Source organism: Azospirillum himalayense (assembly GCF_042657465.1).
Classification (GTDB): domain Bacteria; phylum Pseudomonadota; class Alphaproteobacteria; order Azospirillales; family Azospirillaceae; genus Azospirillum; species Azospirillum himalayense.
The window spans coordinates 1-18,853 of the sequence record NZ_JBHSLC010000044.1; the positions used below are offsets into that span (position 1 = coordinate 1).

Consider the following 18,853-nt stretch of genomic DNA (forward strand, 5'->3'; position numbering starts at 1 on the left):
CCGAGCCCCGCATCGCCCCCTCGCTGGCTGCATTCTCCACGACCGTAGAGAATCACGACAGGCCGGCAGGCAACAGACCTTTTTCCGCGTCCTGTTAGCACCGTTTGGATCCCGAACTGGGCCATGATCCGCGCTCCGGCTCGGCAGGGCGAGTATCTTCACAGCGTCGGTGCGAAAAACGGGAGCTGGCGATGGACCGGGAGCATCGCCAGCAGAGACCGTCGCAAACCTGGGGAGGAGGATGGTACGGCGCGTCCGGCTGGCGGTGAACCGGGTGTGCGATGACGTGGCGGGGGCATGGCCACGGCAGCGGTTGGCGGCCCGCCGGTCATGACGATAGTCTCGCCGGGTGGGGCCGCTCCCGTATTACCCAGCCCTGCCGCGTGATCCGCCAAATCACCGAGTAGGCGGGGCGCCGGTCCACAGGTTGGGACAGTTCGGTCATGAAGCCGGACAGGAAGCGAAGGTTCCCCTCATGGGGCTGAAACGGCGGCTTGAGCGGAAAGACGTCCGCCGGCCCCTTTCGTACGGAACCTCCGACGAAATTGCCCACTCTGTTGGGAATGAATGGGCGTCCGGCTGTTAAGAGCCAACCGACCCTGTTTCCCCTGACGCACTGTGCCATGCCTGATTCTGCATCTTTGATGCAATTCGACCGCACCGCTTTCCGCTTGGACCGGTCAATGACCTGCGCCGCCCCGGCCGAAGGCGCACTGGCAATTGAGCTTGCCAGATGCGCCGCCTGTTCACAGGCGGCGCCATTGGTCGTGACCCGCAGCGACACCCGGGCTGTCCGGCTCGCCAGGGCGATCCGGGACGCCGCGCCGGACCTTGATGTCGTGCTTGTTCCAGGTTGGGACGTTCCCCTTGGCGAGCGGGACCAGCCATCGCGGGCTGTGCTCGGGCAACGCGCCGCTGCCATCGCCGCCTTGTCCCATTCAGCCAAGGACTCCGGGCGGCTGGTTCTGGCGACCGCCGAGGCGGCATTGCAGCGTCTTCCGCCTCCCGACGCCTGGCCTGACGTCGCGTTGGTCATTGGGACGGGCACGCTCTATGACGAGGAGACTTGGCGGAAGCGCCTGATCGCCGGCGGCTACATCCTCGACGAGCGGATCGACGAACCAGGGGAGGCCGCATTCCGCGGTTCCGTCGTGGAGATCTTTCCGGGCGACGCCGACCGTCCCGTCCGCTGCGACATCGCCGATGGCCGGGTCGCACGGATACGGACCTTTGATCCGGCAAGCCAGCGCTCGACGGGCGACCGCGACCGGATCACCGTTCATCCGGTGACCGAAATCCCGGCGGCACCGGAGATCGTCGCACGGTTGATCCAAGGGCTGGAGAGTCGCAGAGACCCGACAGCCGCAGGGCTCGCGGAGGACCTCGCCGCCGGACGGCGTCCCTACGCTTTCGAGCGCCTGCTGCCCCTGGCCTACGACCGCTTGCCGAGCGTGCTCGAGCTTCTCGCCGACAGTCCGGTCATCATTGACGAAGGGGTTGGAGACCGGCTGGAGGAGCGGTTCGACGACCTGGAGGAAGCCGACGCATCCGCCATGCACCTCGACCGCAACGCCTGGGAGACAGGGTTGCGGGGACGCACGGTTCTGACCCTGGAGCCAGACGGGCAAGGCTCGTCCAGCGAGGCGCCGGCGGTGTCCGAACGCACCCTCCCCCGTCTCGCCGGGGAGAGGATTGCCGCGGGCGAATCCGTGATCATCGCCGCCGCGAACGCCGCCGACGCGGCCAGGATGGCGGAGCGGGTGGCGGCGGCGACCGGCCGGCCGGTGCCGGTGCTCGACCGGTGGCCGGTGGACGGGCCTCCCGTGACGCCGGCAATCCTGGTGCTTCGGGTCGCCGCGGGATTCACGTTCGACGGCGTGACGGTTCTCGCCCAGCGCCCCCGTCCGGAAGGCGGGTCCGGCCCGGTCGCCCCGCTGGCACCCGCCGACCTGTCGTGCGACGATCTTGCGGTCCATCTCGACTACGGGATCGGTGCGGTGCGCGGGCTTGAAACGGTCGAGGCCGGAGGCCAGCCGGAAGACGTTCTGGTGATGGAGTATGCCCGCGAGAATCGGCTCCTGGTGCCGACGGCCGACCTCGACCGCGTGTGGCGCTACGGCAGCAGCGACGCCCGGGTGGCCCTCGATGGGCTCAAGGGCGGAAATTGGATCACCCGCCGTGCGGAGTTGGAGCGCGAGATCGGCCGAACCGCGAAAAGCCTCGTCCGCCAAGCCGAGCGCCGGGCTCGCAAGAAGGCCCCCGTGATCGCACCGCCGGCCGGACCGATGCGGCGCGTGGCCGCCCGCTTCCCCTACGAGGAGACCGCAGGCCAGCGGCGCGCCATCACCGCCGTGATGGCCGAACTCGCCGGCGGGCGCCCCATGGACCATCTGGTCTGCGCCGACGTCGGCTACGGCAAGACCGAAGTGGCGTTGCGCGCCGCGGCGGCGGTCGCCTTCACCGGCCGGCAGGTTGCCGTTCTTGCCCCGACCAGCGTGCTCGCCCGCCAGCACCTGGAGGTGTTCCGACGACGGCTGGCCGGTTTGGGCCTGCGCATCGAGCCGTTGACCGGCGGCATGGCGGCGTCGGCCGCAAAAGCCGTGCGCGACGGCCTCGCCGACGGATCGGTGGCGATCGCGGTCGGCACCCATGCCCTCTTGTCGAAGACGGTGCGCTTCGCCGACTTGGCGCTGGTCGTCGTCGACGAGGAGCAGCGCTTCGGCACCGTGCAGAAGCGGGCGTTGGCCCGGCTTTCGGCCGGCGTCCACTGTCTGGCGCTCAGCGCCACGCCGGTTCCGCGGACGCTGCAGGGGGCGCTGGCGGGACTGCGGGGAGTCAGCGTCATCGATACCCCACCGGTGCGGCGCCGCCCGGTGCGCACGCGGGTCACCCCCCATGACCCTTCGGTTCTCCGGTCCGCCTTGATGCGCGAAAAAGCGCGGGGCGGACAGAGCTTCTGCGTGGCCCCGCGGATCGCCGACCTGCCGGCGCTGGAGGCCGAGGTGCGCGCGCTCGCCCCCGGCCTGTCGGTCGCCGTCGCGCATGGCCGTCTCCCCGTTGCCGAACTTGATCAGGTCATGTTCGATGTGGCGGAAGGAACGGTCGACGTGCTGGTTTCAACCCCCATCATCGAGACCGGCATCGACATTCCCCGTGCCAACACCATCGTGATCCGCCGCCCCGACCTGTTCGGGCTCGGGCAGCTCCATCAGCTCCGCGGCCGGGTCGGGCGCGGGGGAGCGCAGGCCTACGCCTATCTGCTGACCGATCCGGACACACCGCTCGGCGAGCGTACCGAGCGGCGGCTGGGCTCGCTTGAGGCGATCGAAAGCCTGGGTGGCGGCTTCGCCCTCAGTGTGCTCGATCTCGACCAGCGCGGGGCGGGCGACCTGCTGGGAACCGATCAGAGCGGCCATCTGCGCTTGGTCGGAACCGAGCTGTACCAGCATCTGCTGGCCCGCGCGCTGGCCGGCGCCGAGATGGACGAATCCCCCGAACTGCGCCTCGGCGTGCCGCAGACCATTCCCGCCGCCTACCTTCCGGAGGAGGAGTTGCGCATCGGCCTGCACCGCCGCCTCTCGCGTCTGCGCGACGAAGCGGCGGCCGAGCCATTGCGCGAAGAGATCGAGGACCGCTTCGGACCGCTGCCGGAGGAGGTCGAGCTGTTGCTGGCGGTCGCTGCGCTTCGCGCGCGCTGCCGGCGGCTGGGCGTCGCCACCCTGGCCGCGGGACCCTCGGGTGTATCGCTGACCCTGAGCGACACGCCCTGCCGGGCCGTGCGCGAAGCGGCGCTGGAGCGTCTCGGGACCGGGCAGGTGCGCCGGACAGACGACCGCCTCGTCTTTGCGCTGAGCGCCGACGGACCGTCGGAGATCCTGCACAATGCGCGCGCCGTGCTCGATCAGCTTCCGCCTGTCGGCACGGCCTGAGCGGACAGTCGCTCCACATGGCCACCTTGTGGAGCGACACGCGGCGATCCCCGTTATGATGGCCGGGAGTGTCTGATACGATGGATGGCCCATGCCGAAGCTTGGCGAGCGGAATGGCAACGAGACGTGGCGGATCAAGTCTGCGCCCCGGCGGGGCCGGGTTCTTCATGTCCGCTCCGGGATGTCGGCGGAACAGACGCTCGCCGTTCGTGTCGGGCTCGTCGTCGTCCTGATCACCCTGGTCATCGCGGTGTTCTGGTTCGATCGCGACGGGCTGAAGGACCAGATCGACGGCCATGTCAGCTTCCCCGACATCCTCTACTTCGCGATGATCACCGTCACCACCGTCGGTTACGGCGACATCGTCCCGGTCAGCGACACCGCGCGGCTGATCGATGCCTTCGCGGTCACGCCCATCCGCATCTTCATCTGGTTCATCTTCCTGGGCACCGCCTACGAATTCGTTGTGCAGCGGATCATCGAGGATTTCCGAATGAGCCGAATTCAGAAGCATCTGCAGGGGCATATCGTGCTGTGCGGCTTCGGGCACAGCGGACTCATCGCCGCACAGGAAACGGTCGCCAAGGGACATCCGGGCGAACGGATCGTCGTGATCGACCAATCGGAGGAACGCATCCGGCTGGCGGCCGAGGCAGGGTTCATCGGGTTGCTCGGCGATGCCACCAGCGAAGAGATGCTGACCCGTGCCTGCGTGGGAAGCGCCAAGGCGGTGATCGTCAGCTCGGGCCGGGACGACACCACCATTCTGGTGATCCTGACCGTCCGCCATCTGTCCGCCGGCACCAAAATCGTGGGCAACATCAAGCAGGAGGAGAACATCAAGCTGGCCAAGCTGAGCGGCGCCGACCTGGTGGTGTCGCCGCCCCGGATCGGTGGCTATCTCATGGCCGATGCCGTGGAAACCAGCCATGCGACACCCTTCCTGTGCGACCTGATGTCGGTGGGTGGCCAAATGGTGCTGACGGAGCGCCCGGCGGCCCAGGACGAAATCGGCAAGACCATGGCGGAGGCGACCGCCGGCGTGGTCGTGCAGATCCACAGCAATGGCCGCACCATTCCCTTCACGGAACGTCACCGCCATATCATCCGGCCCGGAGACCTGCTGCTTGTGATCAGTCCGGCGCACGGTGACGAGACGGCAGAAGGCCAATAAGGACGCTGTCGGTTTTCGAAGGCGCTGCCCGGATCGGCTGTGCACGAGTTCCACGGTTGCCAGGAACGCGCCAGGTCCGACAGTGACGCTCGAAGCGGTGGTTATGGGGTGCCGGCGGGAGGTGGGGAGCGCCCACCACGGCCCGCTTGCCGTTTCCAAGCCTCCTCGTAGAAGCGGCGCATGGACGCCGCTCCCGCATCGGAGGAGGCGAATGACCAATAGCCGATCTGGAAGGCGAGATAGCAGGGGAGATGGACGGCCACCAGCCGCTTTGAAGCGCCCACTGCGCCGCACAGCCGATCGGCTTCCACCACCGAAAGGCCGAATTCGACCATGGCCCCCGCCACGTCCCAAGCGATGTCCTGGCAGCCGATCAGGTCATGCGCGTCGGCGTGATCGAGCGAGTCGGTCTTCAGCAACCGGCCATCGGTGGTGCGCAGCCACTCCCAGATGTGAAGGCGGTTGTCGGTGATCACCCGCCGGACCCCGGCGCTCATATCCCTCAGGATGTCGGGCGTCCAGCGATCCAAGGAGACGGTCGCGGCGGCGCCCAGCGCCTCACCGATGTTCACGCGCGCCATCTCCAGCAGGTCCGGAAGGCTGGCGCCCGTGTCACGCTCCGCCGGAAAGCGTTGGGCGCGGAACAGGAGATAGTCGGCAACGCGCTCCAGAGACATGGTGGATGGCGGTTGCGCGCCGTCCAACCACCTCTCTGCCAGGAAGCCATGACGGAGTGCCATGGGTTCCGTCGCGAAACCCGCCTGATGCAACGCCTGGGCCCGGCCCAGCTTGGTCTCGCCCAGGCGTCCGAGGCCGGCGAACTTCAGAAGCCAGGAGCCGGAGGCGGTGCGCAACAGGAACTTGCGGCGCTCCTGCTGCGCATGGACCGGCAGCCCGTCCGCCACCGAATCCGCTGATGCCGTCCGCCATGCGCCGCCCGACAGATCACGCAACGGTGCGACCGCAGGGCCGAGCGTGTCCTCGAACCAGCGCTCCAACGGCGGCACCGGGCCATGCACGGCGTGTGTCAGTTCATCGAAGCCAACCACCGGGCGCACCGCCTCGGCCCAGCGGCGGCGGTGCCGGTCGGATGAGCGCGGTCCCGGATCGCCGCCATGGCTTGGAAGGAACGCAACCCGCCGGGACGGCACGCCCGCCGCCTCCAACCAATCGGCGACGGCGCCGAACGAACTGCCGGACAGCCCCGGCCCTTCATCGACGATCACATAGGACGCGCCCGCGTCGGCCAGCAGGGCAGCCCGCAGACGAGCCGACACGCGGACGGCGCGCTGGAACGGATGACCGACCGGACGCAGGGTGACCGGAGGCGCGGCATCCAGCGCGACCGCCGCCATCGCCGCCAGCCCGGTTCCGATGCTGCGCAGGCCAATCACGACAACAGGAGCGGACATGATTGGCGGAAGCCGGGCCGCAGCCTCCAGATAGGCTTCCGGATAGAGACCATAGAAGGCATAGCCTTCGGGTCGGCGTATCCGCACGGTTTCGGGCAAGGGTTGCGCCGACAACGTCTCCAGCTCAGCCGTCAGCGCGCAAGCGCCCGGCTGCGGCTCGCCGCGCCAGGACCAGGCGACGGAGCGGGCCAGTTCCATCACGACCGCCATCGCCGCGTTGCGGCACGGAGTGCAATCGTCCTCCCCCAGCGCCACGAATTCCTCATCGGCGAGGCCCTGCGCAAGCTCCGCCGCCTCGATGAACAGGGACACCAGCAGGGCATGACGGATCAGCCCGTCAGGCTTGGCGGCGGCGGTACGATGGGCGGCGGCGATCCGCGCCACGACGACGCGTGGGTCCTCGACACGGTCGCGATCGCCGTAAACCAGCATGGTTCAACCGCTCCGCGTGGCTAGGTGACTTGGTCTACTGCCTCCTATTCCATCGCCAGCAGGGGGAGCGGCGCCGCCGGAGCGGTGCTGGCGTAGCGACGGACCATGGCGGCACAGAATTCCGCGAATTCCTCGACGACCTGGGGCGGGCTGGTGTGGTGCGGTTCGATCCCGCGATGCTCCGGCGTGAAGCAGAAAGTTATGGTGACATCGAAATCGGCCAGCGCTTCCATCTGACGGTCGAACCAGGCGAGCGCGTTCGGCCGGAAGCTGTCAGCCCAGGACAGACCGGTGCGCAGGTGCCGGACGCCCAACCGCTTCATCCAGGCCACCGCCTCGTCCAGCCGGTGATCCTCGAAGTGGAACCATTGGCAAATCCCCATTTCGGCCGCATAAGGCGCGTAGGCGTCGAGCGCCGGCTTGGGCGTGCCGTCCGCCCGCAGCAGCCCCATATGGAAATGACGGTAGTAGGAGGACCCCTCCGCCTCCTTGTGACGCGTCGTCGCCTCCCAGGCGCTGGGCAGATCGTAGAGGCTGTACCAGTGAATGCGCGGAACCCGGCCGATCAGCAGCTCCGCGGTGCGGGTGACGCCCCAGGCCTGCACCTCCTCGGCGCCGAAGGACGAGACGCCGGCCTCCGTCACCCAGATGGGCTTGCCGGTGACGGCGCGGATTTCCTCGATCTTGTCCGGCCATTCCCGGATCTGCCAGAGATTCCAGTCGAGCGGAAAGCCATGCACCGCAACCACGTCCACATGGTCCAGCGCGCCGCGCTCGCCCAGGCGGCGGATGAAGGAAGGATCGATGGGCGAGATGCCGCCCAACACGCGCGTGAGCGCACTGTTCTCCGCCCGGATCGCCTGTCCGGACAGGATCGTCATGCGGGCGAACAGATCCCATTCCGGATCGAGAGCGGGATTCCAGTGGGACTTGTTGTTGGGCTCGTTCCAGATCTTGGCGGCTTCGATCATCCCTGGCTTCCCGTCCTGACGTGGTTTGCCGGTGCCCCTCCGGCGGATGGCGCGGTGGTGGGTGGCGCGGTGGTGGGTGGTGCGGTGGTGGGTGGCAGGGCGGGATAGACGGCGCCCGCCTCCGTCGGCCGTGCAGCGCGGCGGCAGACATAGACCTCCTGCTCCGGGTGCTCGACGATCCGAAAGCCGGCGCTGCGCAGCATGGCTTCGGCGCAGGCGGCGTTCGGGACCCACCAGTTCGTCCAGTCCCCGGAATATTGGTGTTCGATGAAATGCAGCTTCGGATAGCCGGGCGCGTTGAAATGGTCCTGCTGGCGGAAGTCGTAATCGGTGCTCAGCGGCTCGACCGTCTCGGAGCCGCGCTGCATGGATTGGAAGATCATCAGGTCACGGGCGGCATGCTCGTGGATCAGGTCGAGAGCCAGCAACGGGTGGCGCAGATGGTAAAGCACCCCCATGAACAAGACGACGTCAAACCGCTCCCCCAGCAACGCCAGGTCGTAAACCGACAGCTTGCGGAACTCGATGTCCTGGCGGGTCACTTCGGCGGCGAAGCGCGCCTGTGCGAGATAACGGTCGTCGAAGTCGATTCCCACCACCCGCTCGGCGCCGCGCCGCTTCATCTCGATGGAGTAGAAGCCGCCGTTGCAGCCGATGTCGAGCACCGTCAGGCCGCTCAGATCCTGCGGGACCGCATGGGCGAACCGCCGCCACTTCACGTTCGGGTAGTCGTGCAGGAAATGGTCGGGGGCGGTGCTGACGCCGTTGAGATCGATGTTGTGGAACCAGTCCCCCAGCGCGGCGACCCGGGCGCGGATCTGGTCGGTCGTCAGATTCGTCATGCCGCCGCCTCGTTGATGCTGTGGACCTTCAGGCCCCATTCCCCGGCGATCAGCACGCTGCGGGACGCCGGAGCGATCTCGAACCGGGCGTGGAAGTCCACGGAAAGCCCCAAGGCGTGGGACAGCGCCGCCTTGATGACGTCGGCGTGGCTGACCAGCGCGACGGTCCGGCCGGCGTACCGGCGGCGCAGCCGCTCGATGCAGCGCGCCGTCCGGACCTGAGCCTCCAGCATCGTTTCGCCCCCAGGCGGGCGGGCGTGCGACCGCGCGCTGTTCCACACATTCCAAGCCGGGTCGCCGCGCAGGTCCTCGAAGCGCATTCCGGCCCAGGCGCCGAGATCAAGCTCGTTGAGATCCTCCTCCACCTCCACGGCCAAGGCCTGTGACGCGGCGATGGCGGCCGCCGTTTCCACGGCGCGTTCCAACGGGCTGGACAGCACGGCGGCGAACCGGTGACACGCCAACATGCCGGCCAGCGCCTCGGCCTCGCGCCGGCCGGCCTCGCTGAGCGTCACGCCGGGCATGCGTCCGCACAACACGGCGCCCAGCCGGTCGTGCGACGCGTGACGCAGCAGGACCAGGATCGTTTCCACGCAGCCGCTCACGCCCGGAAGCGCAGGCCGTCCACCGCCTCGCCGGCGATGAAGCGCAGCGTGCGCTCGCGCGCTTCATGGTCGGTGAACTGCTCGGGAGGCGATTTCATGAAGTAGCTCGACGGTCCGACCAGCGGCCCGGCCATCTTCCGGTCCAGCGCCAGCTTGGCGCAGCGCACCGCGTCGATCACGATGCCGGCGGAGTTCGGGCTGTCCCAGACCTCCAGCTTCAGTTCCACGCTCAGGGGCACACCCCCGAAGGCGGTGCCCTCCAGCCGGATGTGCGCCCATTTCCGGTCGGCCAGCCAAGGGACATGATCGCTGGGCCCGATATGGACGTCGTCCGCGTCGAGCGGCACGTCCAGTTGGCTGGTGACGGCGCGGGTTTTCGAGATCTTCTTCGATTCCAGGCGTTCGCGTTCCAGCATGTTCTTGAAGTCGGCGTTGCCGCCGAAGTTCAGCTGATAGGTGTGGTCGAGCCGGACGCCGCGCTCGCGGAACAGGTTCGCCAGCGTGCGGTGGATGATGGTGGCGCCCATCTGGCTCTTGATGTCGTCGCCGATGACCGGCAGGCCGCGTTGTTCGAACCGCGTCGCCCAATCCGGGTCGGAGGCGATGAAGACCGGGATGCAGTTGACGAAGGCGCAGCCGGCCTCCAGCGCCTGCTCGGCATAGAACTCCGTGGCCCTCTGCGAACCGACCGGCAGATAGGACACCAGGATATCGGTGCCCGACCGGCGCAGGGACTGGGCGATGGCAACCGGCGCCTCCCCCGATTCCTCGATGTCACCGGCCAGATAGCGGCCGATGCCGTCCAGTGTCGGACCGCGCTCCACCCGTACCCCCGAAGCACACGGGGTCGAGAAGCGGCAGGTGTTGTTCGGAGGGGCAAAGATGGCGTCGGACAAGTCCCGCCCGACCTTGGCGGCGCTCACATCGAAGGCGGCGGACATTTCGATGTCGCCGACCCGATAGCCACCGAGATCGAGAGTCATCAGCCCGGGCGGCGGCTCATTGGCTTGGGCATCGGCATAATAGCTTACACCTTGCACGAAGGATGAAGCGCAATTTCCGACACCGGCGATCGCCACCCGCAGCTTTTTCCCAGTCACGAAATTCTCCTCGTCCCGAAAACTTCCTTAATGGACCGGAATGGTAGTTGTATCTTGGAAAAATAATTGCTGGAAGATCGTCCAATCTGACCACGCCTTTTGGGTAAGGTGTCGAAAGTCCAACGGCGATGTTAACATTGATGTGATCGCGCTTCTTTTCACGAGGCGAACACAGCGGCTTCTCACGCATGTAAGTGAAAAACTGTATTTCTTTGCAGACAACAATCGCGACGATTGCCGACAACTTTATGCATAACCAACACAACCAATAATAGCCGCCAGGAACATCACCGTCCATCAGCGGAGGGGCTCGTGGGAGAATCCGTTCTTGTCACCGGTGGCGCCGGTTTCATCGGCCGCCACGTCGCCAGGGCACTTCTCGCCCGCGGCGACCGGGTTCGGGTTCTCGACAGTCTGATCGCGCAGGTCCATCCCACCCGGACGCGGCCCGACGAACTGGGCCCGGACGTCGAATTGCTGATCGGGGACATACGCGACGAGGCCATGGTCGGCCGGGCGCTGGAGGGAGTGGATTCGGTGATCCATCTCGCCGCCGAGGTCGGTGTCGGCCAGAGCATGTACGCGGTGGACCGCTACACCTCGGTGAACGACCATGGGACGGCCGTGCTCTTCCAGCGGTTGATCGACCGACCGGTCCGCCGGGTGGTGGTCGCCTCCTCGATGAGCATCTACGGCGAGGGGCTGTACCGGACCGCCGACGGCACGCCGATGGAGGACGTGGTGCGCGGCGCGCGCAACCCGGACGGTTCCTGGGACCCGCTGGATTCCGATGGACGGCCGCTGATCCCCGTCCCCACGCCGGAGAGCAAGCGCCCGGCCCTGAGGTCCGTCTACGCCATCGGCAAATACGTGCAGGAGCGGCTGACCCTGACGCTCACCGCCCAATACGGGATGGAAGGGGCGGCGTTGCGGCTGTGGAACGTCTACGGCCCCGGGCAGGCGCTGTCGAACCCCTACACCGGGGTGCTGGCGATCTTCGCCTCGCGCATCGCCAACGGTCAGCGGCCGATGATCTTCGAGGATGGCCAACAGCGGCGCGACTTCGTGCATGTCGGCGACGTGGCGCGCGCTGTCCTGCTGGCGCTCGACGAGTTGGCCGCCAATGGCGGGGTCTTCAACATCGGGTCCGGCGAGGACCGCACCGTGGAGGAGGTGGCGCGGCTCCAGGCCGCCTCGATGGGCCGACCCGACCTGACGCCGGAGATCACCGGCCAAGCCCGCGCCGGCGACATCCGCCACAACATCCCCGACCTGAGCAAGGCGCGGACGATCTTGAACTACGAACCGCGGCAGGATTTCGCCGGTGGGCTGGCCGAACTCGCCGAATGGGTTGCCCGGCAGGAGGCGCGGGACCGCGTCGCCGAGGCCCGGAACGAACTCGAAGCGCGGGGGCTGGTGGCATGAACCGCCGGTCCGGACCGGCCTTGCTGGAGGCGACATGATGCGTGTGGCGTTGGTCAATCCGGCCTGGACCTTCGCGCACAGCATTTATTTCGGCTGCCGCGAGCCGCATCTGCCCCTCGAACTGGGCTACGGCAAGGCGCTGCTGGAACAGGCCGGACACGAGGTCCTGCTGCTCGACGGGCCTTTGACGGGACTGTCGAACGGCGAACTGGCGGATCGGGTCGCCGGCTTCGCGCCCGGCATGACCGTGGTGACGACCGCGCCGACCTACCTGTTCTGGCGTTGTGCCCCGCCGGAGCTGCGCGTTCCCCGTGATTTCCTGCTGGCGCTGGATGGACGCGGCGGCCGGACCGTCGCGGTGGGTCCGCATGGATCGACCACCCCCGGTGCAGCCCTGGACAAGCTGGGCGTGGACGTCGTCGTTCGGGGCGAATGCGAGGAGATCGTGAGACGGCTTGCCGACCGGTTGGAGTCCGGCCAGCCGGGGTTGGACGGCGTTCCGGCGCTGGCCTTCCGCGGCGGCGGCGGAACCGTCGTCACCGGCGGCCCGCACGCTGGTCGCTTCGTCGATCTGCCGGCACTGTCGTGGCCCGCCGAATGGCTGAACCGCCACCCCCACCATCACCACCGCTACGGCACCGAACCGCTCGGTGCGGGGGCCGAGGTCGAAGCGTCGCGCGGCTGCCCCTACACCTGTTCCTTCTGCGCCAAGATCGACTTCCGCGATCAGTACCGCCGCCGCGGCACCGCCATCGTGCTGGAGGAGATCGACCGGCTGACCGCCGCCGGCGTGCGCTACGTCTATTTCATCGACGAGATCTTCCTGCCCCGCCGCGACCTGTTGGAAGCGCTGGTGGAGCGGCCGGTCGAGTTCGGCATCCAGACCCGCATCGACCTGTGGAAGCCCGATCTGCTGGATCTCCTGGGAGCCGCCGGCTGCGTGTCGATCGAGGCCGGGGTGGAAAGCCTGACCGAGGAGGGCCGCGCGGCGCTCGACAAGAACTGCCGCATGAGCACCGACGCACTGGCCGACCGCCTGATCCACGCCCGGCGCAGCGTGCCCTTCGTCCAGGCCAACCTGATCGCCATGGCCGGCGACGACGCCGGGCTCGTCGCGCGATGGCGGGAGAGGCTGCACGGTGCCGGCGTCTGGGCCAACGATCCGGTGCCGCTCTACCCCTACCCCGCCTCGCCCGATTACCGCCGCCTGTGGGGCGAACCGGACGACCGGGCGTGGGAAAGGGCGCACGAGCACTACCTGCGCCAATTCGCGCGACTGAGCGACATTCAGGAGGAACAGCCCCTGCCTTTGCTTGAGCTGGAGGCCGCATGCGGTTGCCGGTGACGCCCCCGGCAGCCCCCGCGCATCCAGCCCCCGCGCATCTGTTGATGACGGCGGACAGCGTGGGCGGAGTGTGGACCTACGCGCTCGACCTCGCGCAGGAACTGGCGGCAGGCGGCCTGCGCGTTACGCTGGCGGTGCTTGGGCCGTCACCGCAGGATGACCAGACCGCGGCGGCGCGCGCCATCCCCGGCCTGGAACTGATCGACACCGGCCTCCCGCTGGACTGGATGGCGGAGGACCCGGCCGCGATCCGGCGCGGCGCCGAAGCGCTGGCAGCGCTCGCTCGGCGGTTGGAGGTGGATCTCGTCCACCTCAACAGCCCGGCACTGGCGGCCGACGCCGGATTCACGGTTCCGGTCGTGGGGGTCTGCCATTCCTGTCTGGCGACGTGGTGGGCCACCCTGCGCGGCGGCGCCCTGCCGGGCGACTTTCTCTGGCGGATCGAGGTTCTGGCGCGGGGCTACCGGGCCTGCGATGCGCTGGCGGCGCCGAGCGCCGCCTTCGCGCAGGCCACCGCCGCCGCCTACGGTCTGCCGCCACCGGTGGTGGTGCGCAACGGACGCCGTCCTCCTCCAGGCGGTGGGCCGGGCGGACGGGAACGTTTCGTCTTCACCGCCGGACGCTTGTGGGACGATGGAAAGAACGTCGCAACGCTGGACGCGGCGGCGGCGCTGCTGACGGTGCCGGTGGTCGCCGCCGGCTCGCTGGAGGGTCCGGGCGGGAATCGCCGGACCCTGCGTCACGCGGCGGCGCTCGGGCGCCTGGATGCGGCGTCGGTCGCGGCGTGGCTGGCGCGGGCACCGGTCTTCGCTTCCGCCGCGCTCTACGAGCCGTTCGGCCTGACGGTGCTTGAAGCCGCGCAGGCCGGCTGCGCGCTGGTGCTGTCGGACATCGCGACCTTCCGCGAGCTGTGGGACGGCGCCGCACTCTTCGTGGAACCAAGGGACAGCGCAGCCCTCGCCGCCACGCTCCGCCGCCTGCTGGGCGATCCGGGGGAGACCGGGCGCCTGGGCGATGCGGCACGGCTCAAGGCCGGGCAATACGGCATGGAGCCGATGGCCTCCGGCATGCGCAGTCTCTACCGCAGCGTCCTGGCGCGTCACGCCTCCACCCCCTCCCGCAAGGAGGCCGTCGCGTGAAGATCGTCTATTTCACCCATTCGCTGGCGTCCTGCTGGAACCACGGCAACGCCCATTTCCTGCGCGGCGTCCTGCGGGAGCTGATCATCCTCGGCCATGAGGTCCGCGTCCTTGAACCGGATGGCGCGTGGAGCCTGCGGAACCTGCTGGCCGATCATGGCGAAGCGGGGCTGGCGCCCTACCGGACCGCCTATCCGGAGCTGACCTCGCTGACCTTCACGGCCGACGCCGACGCGGCAGCGCTGTGCGATGGGGCCGATCTGGTCATCGTCCATGAATGGAACGACCCGGCTCTGGTCGCGGCGGTGGGGCGGGCGCGGGTGCAGGGCGGTCGCTTTTTTCTGCTGTTCCACGACACGCACCATCGCGCGGTCAGCGATCCGGAGGCCATCTCCGCCTTCGATCTGTCCGGCTACGACGGCGTCCTGGCCTTCGGCGAAACTCTCGCCGCCGTGTACCGGCGCTGGGGCTGGGAGGATCGGGTCTTCGTCTGGCACGAAGCCGCCGACGTCCGGCTGTTCCACCCGCTGCCCGGGGAGGAACGGCGCAGCGGAGCGGTGTGGATCGGCAATTGGGGTGATGACGAGCGGACGAAGGAGCTGGGCAGCTTTCTGTTCGCTCCCGCCCGCGCCGCGGGTCTGCCTCTGGACGTCTATGGCGTGCGCTACCCCGCCGAAGCCCTGGCGACGCTGAAGCGGCACGGCATCGCCTACAAGGGCTGGCTGCCCAACGTCCGCGCGCCCGCGATCTTCGCCCGCCATCGGGTCACCGTCCATGTGCCGCGCCGTTTCTACGTCGAATCCCTGCCAGGCATCCCGACCATCCGTGTGTTCGAGGCACTGGCCTGCGGCATCCCGCTGGTCAGCGCGCCGTGGAGCGATTGCGAAGGTCTGTTCCGGCCGGGAACGGATTTCCTGGTCGCCCGCGACGGGGCCCATATGACCGCCCACCTGCGCGCCGTGGACGGCGACGCCGACCTCCGCGCGGCGTTGGTCCGCAACGGCTTGGAAACGATCCGCGCCCGCCACACCTGCGCCCACCGCGCCAATGAGCTGCTCGCCATCGTCGCCGCTCTGGCTGGCACGCCCACCCCCTCTTCCATGCTGGAGCCTGTCCGATGAAGATGGCCTTCTACGGTTCGAGCCTGCTTTCCTCCTACTGGAACGGCGCCGCCACCTACTATCGCGGCATGCTGAGCGAACTCGCCAAGCGGGGCTGGGACGTCACCTTCTACGAACCGGACGCCTTCGACCGCCAGAAGCACCGGGACATCGAGCCGCCCGGCTGGGCCAGCGTCGTGGTGTATGAGGCCACCGCCGAGGCCTGCCGCAGCGTGATCGCCCGCGCCGCCGAGGCCGACGTGGTGGTGAAGGCGAACGGCGTCGGCGTCTTCGACGACGCGTTGCTCGACGGCGTGATGGATGCCGCCGGTCCCCACGCTTTGCGTGTCTATTGGGACGTCGACGCTCCCGCCACCCTGGCCGAACTACGGCAGGCGCCGGGCCATCCCCTGCGCCGTCGGCTGCCTCAAATCGACGCCGTGCTGACCTACGGCGGCGGTCCGCCGGTGGTCGCGGCCTACGAGGCGATGGGCGCCCGCCTGTGCCGCCCCATCTACAACGCGCTGGACCCGGCGACGCATCACCCCGCTCAGACCCAACCGCGGTTCGCCGCCGATCTCAACTTTCTCGGCAACCGACTGCCCGACCGCGAGGAGCGGGTGGAGCGCTTCTTTCTGGAGCCAGCCGCGCGCAACCCGCAGGGGGGTTACATCATCGGCGGCAGCGGCTGGGAGACGAAGGGGCTGCCGGGCAACGTCACCCACATCGGCCATGTCGGCACCGCCGACCACAACGCCTTCAACAGCTCGGCGCTGGCGGTTCTGAACATCGCCCGCGACAGCATGGCCGAGGTCGGCTTCTCGCCCGCCACACGGGTGTTCGAGGCTGCCGGAGCGGCGGCCTGCCTGATCACCGACGCCTGGGAGGGGGTCGAGCTGTTCCTCACCCCGGACGAGGAGATCCTGGTCGCCCGCGACGGCCAGGACGTGACCGATCATCTGCGCGCCCTCACCCCGGCCCGCGCCCGCGCCATCGGCGATGCCGCGCGGCGGCGCACCCTTGCGGAACACACCTACACCCGCCGCGGCGCGGAGGTGGACCTGCTGCTGCGCGACACCCTGGCGGCGCTGCGGGAAAGGAGCGCGGCGTGAAGCTCGTCGTCCTGGGGCTGAGCCTGTCCTCTTCCTGGGGCAACGGCCACGCCACCACCTTCCGCGCTCTTCTCAAGGCGTTCGCCGCACGCGGCCATGACATCCTGTTCCTGGAGCGCGACGTTCCCTGGTACGCGCAGAATCGCGACCTCGCCGATCCCGGCTATTGCCGGCTGGCCTTCTACGAGGACCTTGCCGACCTGCGGCGGTGGGCCCGAACGGTCGAGAAGGCCGACGCGGTGCTCGTCGGTTCCTACGTGCCCGACGGCGTCGCCGTCGGTCGTTGGGTGCAGGGGATCGCGCAGGGGATCGTCGCCTTCTACGACATCGACACGCCGGTGACCCTGGCGAAGCTGGAGCGCGGCGACGAGGAGTATCTCTCCCCTGCCCTCATTCCCGGCTATGACGTGTATTTCTCCTTCACGGGCGGGCCGACGCTGGAGCGGCTGGAGTCCCGCTACGGCTCTCCGGCGGCGCGCGCGCTTCATTGCTCCGTGGATGCCGACACCTACGTGCCTCTGCCCACGCCCAAGCGCTGGGATCTGAGCTATCTCGGCACCTACAGCCCCGACCGGCAACCGACGCTGGAGCGGTTGCTGCTGGAGCCGGCCCGGCGTGCGCCGTCGCTGCGCTTCGTCGTCGCCGGTCCGCAATACCCCGACGGGATCGCCTGGCCCGGGAATGTCGAACGTCGGCATCATGTTCCTCCAGCCGAGCATCCTGCCTTCTATGCGGCCAGCCGCTTCACCTTGAGCGTGACGCGCGAGGACATGATCCGCGCCGGCCACAGCCCCAGCGTCCGGCTGTTCGAAGCCGCCGCCTGCGCCACTCCGATCATCTCCGACTGTTGGGACGGCCTGGACGCGCTGCTGGAGCCAAACCGCGAGATCATCCTCGCCCATACGTCGGGAGACGTTCTGCACGCCCTTCACCAACTGGACGAAAACACCCGCCAAGCGATGGGCGCAAGGGCCCGGCGGCGAATCCTGGAACACCACACCGCCGCGCATCGCGCGGACACGTTGGAACGGGAACTGAAATGCGCGATGCGAAGGACCGGCCGCGGCACCAATGCGGTACTGCCCTTCCACTAAAGCGAATTTCCATTCGCTTTAGATTCATACGGCCTCATTTGCCGGCCGGGCTTCGGCCGCACTGGCGGCCGGGACCGCAGTCGCGGTCCAAAGCGGATTGAAATCCGCCTTAAGGCGGAGCAAACAGGCCATCACTGCTCCCGGTTCGCGGGCTTCTTCGAAGACTTCTTGGCCTCGATCTGGTCAAGCACCGCTTCGGGGGCGACATCCTGCTTGATGACGTCCAGATCGGAGTCAACGTCCGTCTTCACCCCCATGTGATCGGCGATGGACGACACCAGGGCCGTCAGCTTGGTGATCTCGTGCTCCGCCAACAGGCTGATTTGCAGATCAAGATCGGCCCGCTTGCTGGCGACCTCGGACATCCGATTCTGGCTGATCAGCACGAAGGTGGACAGAAAGATGGCCTCCACGGACGCGATCATCGCCAGGACGACGAAGGAGGGATCCCAGCGCGGAACGCCGGGCACCCACCCCAGGTTGGCGATGATCCAGAAACCGAAGAAGGCCAAATGCAAATACACGAACGTCATGCTGCCGGTGAAGCGGGTGATCGCGTCGGCAATCCGCTCCTCCGCGGTTGCCTCGACCTCCTCCCGTTCCCTGCGCTGGTGCAGCACCTGGATGTTCCGTTCGAGCACGGCGCTCAAGCCGGGGGATGGCGGCGGGTAGGTTGGTGGACTTGCGGACATCTCCACGCGATCTCCTCCATGCTGGGACGGTTGTGCGTTCATGGCGTCTACCTTGCTTAAGTGAACCGTCTTCGCCTCGTTCCTCTTTCAGGACTGGGGTTGCGGTCGGCCAACAGGCTGCGCTCGATGGCGCTTTCGAAATCGCCCCCGGCCGCCGGGAGGTGGTGGCTTTGGCATGGGGCGGTTTCAGATCCTCCGGGAAATGGGACCGTGCAGCGACAGGGTGCCGGTGACCGGAACCGCCGATCGACGGACCGCGGCAATGACTTGCAGCCCGGTCGTCCATCCGGCAAACCGGAACTCGCTCACGACAACATCGGGCGGAGGCTGCCCCTTTTTCTCACGAGCGACCGTTCCCACGTCCGAACCTATTCCCCCTTTTCCGGCGTCAACAGCAGGCGGGGCGTTTCTCGCCACCCCGGCGGCAGGATATTTTGCGCCGCCGGGGTGGCGAGAAACGCCCCGCCTGGTTCCTTGGGAG

Annotated in this window: 14 protein-coding genes; 8 read left to right on the forward strand and 6 right to left on the reverse strand. The window is 68.2% G+C overall.

The features are described 5' to 3' along the window. Positions 1–839: 839 nt before the first annotated feature. Positions 840–3,929 (forward strand): DEAD/DEAH box helicase, encoded by a 3,090-nt coding sequence (locus ACFPMG_RS20485; RefSeq protein WP_376997010.1) that lies wholly within the window; start codon positions 840–842, stop codon positions 3,927–3,929. Between the two features lie 91 nt (positions 3,930–4,020). Further along, a complete protein-coding gene (locus ACFPMG_RS20490; RefSeq protein WP_376997012.1) occupies positions 4,021–5,103 on the forward strand; it encodes a potassium channel family protein in 1,083 nt (360 codons plus the stop codon). 101 nt (positions 5,104–5,204) lie between these two features. Here the strand turns inward: ACFPMG_RS20490 and ACFPMG_RS20495 are convergent, their stop codons facing one another. Genes ACFPMG_RS20495 through ACFPMG_RS20515 form a run of 5 tightly spaced genes read right to left on the reverse strand, consistent with a single transcriptional unit; the run spans position 5,205 to position 10,348 of the window. Beyond that, positions 5,205–6,947: a hypothetical protein gene (locus ACFPMG_RS20495; RefSeq protein WP_376997013.1), complete on the reverse strand. Its 1,743-nt coding sequence runs from the start codon at positions 6,945–6,947 to the stop codon at positions 5,205–5,207. A gap of 44 nt (positions 6,948–6,991) precedes the next feature. Then, a complete protein-coding gene (locus ACFPMG_RS20500; protein WP_376997015.1) occupies positions 6,992–7,918 on the reverse strand; it encodes a beta-xylosidase in 927 nt (308 codons plus the stop codon). Then, complete coding sequence (locus ACFPMG_RS20505) at positions 7,915–8,760, reverse strand: TIGR04290 family methyltransferase (protein WP_376997017.1); 846 nt, start codon at positions 8,758–8,760, stop codon at positions 7,915–7,917. Before ACFPMG_RS20505 ends, ACFPMG_RS20500 begins: the two co-directional genes overlap by 4 nt. Further along, complete coding sequence (locus ACFPMG_RS20510) at positions 8,757–9,353, reverse strand: histidine phosphatase family protein (RefSeq protein ID WP_376997019.1); 597 nt, start codon at positions 9,351–9,353, stop codon at positions 8,757–8,759. Before ACFPMG_RS20510 ends, ACFPMG_RS20505 begins: the two co-directional genes overlap by 4 nt. Positions 9,354–9,361: 8 nt before the next feature. Next, complete coding sequence (locus tag ACFPMG_RS20515; protein WP_376997021.1) at positions 9,362–10,348, reverse strand: inositol-3-phosphate synthase; 987 nt, start codon at positions 10,346–10,348, stop codon at positions 9,362–9,364. Positions 10,349–10,777: 429 nt separating this feature from the next. Between ACFPMG_RS20515 and ACFPMG_RS20520 the strand changes: the two genes are divergently transcribed. The 6 genes from ACFPMG_RS20520 to ACFPMG_RS20545 are packed head-to-tail and all read left to right on the forward strand — an operon-like array spanning position 10,778 to position 17,680. Next, on the forward strand, positions 10,778–11,890 hold the full coding sequence (locus ACFPMG_RS20520; protein ID WP_376997023.1) for an NAD-dependent epimerase/dehydratase family protein: 1,113 nt from the start codon (positions 10,778–10,780) through the stop codon (positions 11,888–11,890). Between the two features lie 34 nt (positions 11,891–11,924). Then, entirely contained in the window at positions 11,925–13,235 is a 1,311-nt protein-coding gene (locus ACFPMG_RS20525; protein ID WP_376997024.1) for a TIGR04295 family B12-binding domain-containing radical SAM protein, read from the forward strand. Between the two features lie 44 nt (positions 13,236–13,279). Continuing rightward, complete coding sequence (locus ACFPMG_RS20530) at positions 13,280–14,374, forward strand: glycosyltransferase family 4 protein (RefSeq protein ID WP_376997026.1); 1,095 nt, start codon at positions 13,280–13,282, stop codon at positions 14,372–14,374. Continuing rightward, on the forward strand, positions 14,371–15,495 hold the full coding sequence (locus ACFPMG_RS20535) for a CgeB family protein (protein ID WP_376997027.1): 1,125 nt from the start codon (positions 14,371–14,373) through the stop codon (positions 15,493–15,495). Before ACFPMG_RS20530 ends, ACFPMG_RS20535 begins: the two co-directional genes overlap by 4 nt. Continuing rightward, positions 15,492–16,586 (forward strand): CgeB family protein, encoded by a 1,095-nt coding sequence (locus ACFPMG_RS20540; protein WP_376997029.1) that lies wholly within the window; start codon positions 15,492–15,494, stop codon positions 16,584–16,586. Before ACFPMG_RS20535 ends, ACFPMG_RS20540 begins: the two co-directional genes overlap by 4 nt. Beyond that, the gene (locus tag ACFPMG_RS20545; RefSeq protein ID WP_376997031.1) at positions 16,583–17,680 is read left to right on the forward strand and encodes a CgeB family protein; all 1,098 of its coding nucleotides are present in this window, start codon (positions 16,583–16,585) and stop codon (positions 17,678–17,680) included. Before ACFPMG_RS20540 ends, ACFPMG_RS20545 begins: the two co-directional genes overlap by 4 nt. A 131-nt stretch (positions 17,681–17,811) precedes the next feature. Here the strand turns inward: ACFPMG_RS20545 and ACFPMG_RS20550 are convergent, their stop codons facing one another. Beyond that, on the reverse strand, positions 17,812–18,372 hold the full coding sequence (locus ACFPMG_RS20550; RefSeq protein WP_376997032.1) for a DUF1003 domain-containing protein: 561 nt from the start codon (positions 18,370–18,372) through the stop codon (positions 17,812–17,814). Positions 18,373–18,853: the final 481 nt, after the last annotated feature.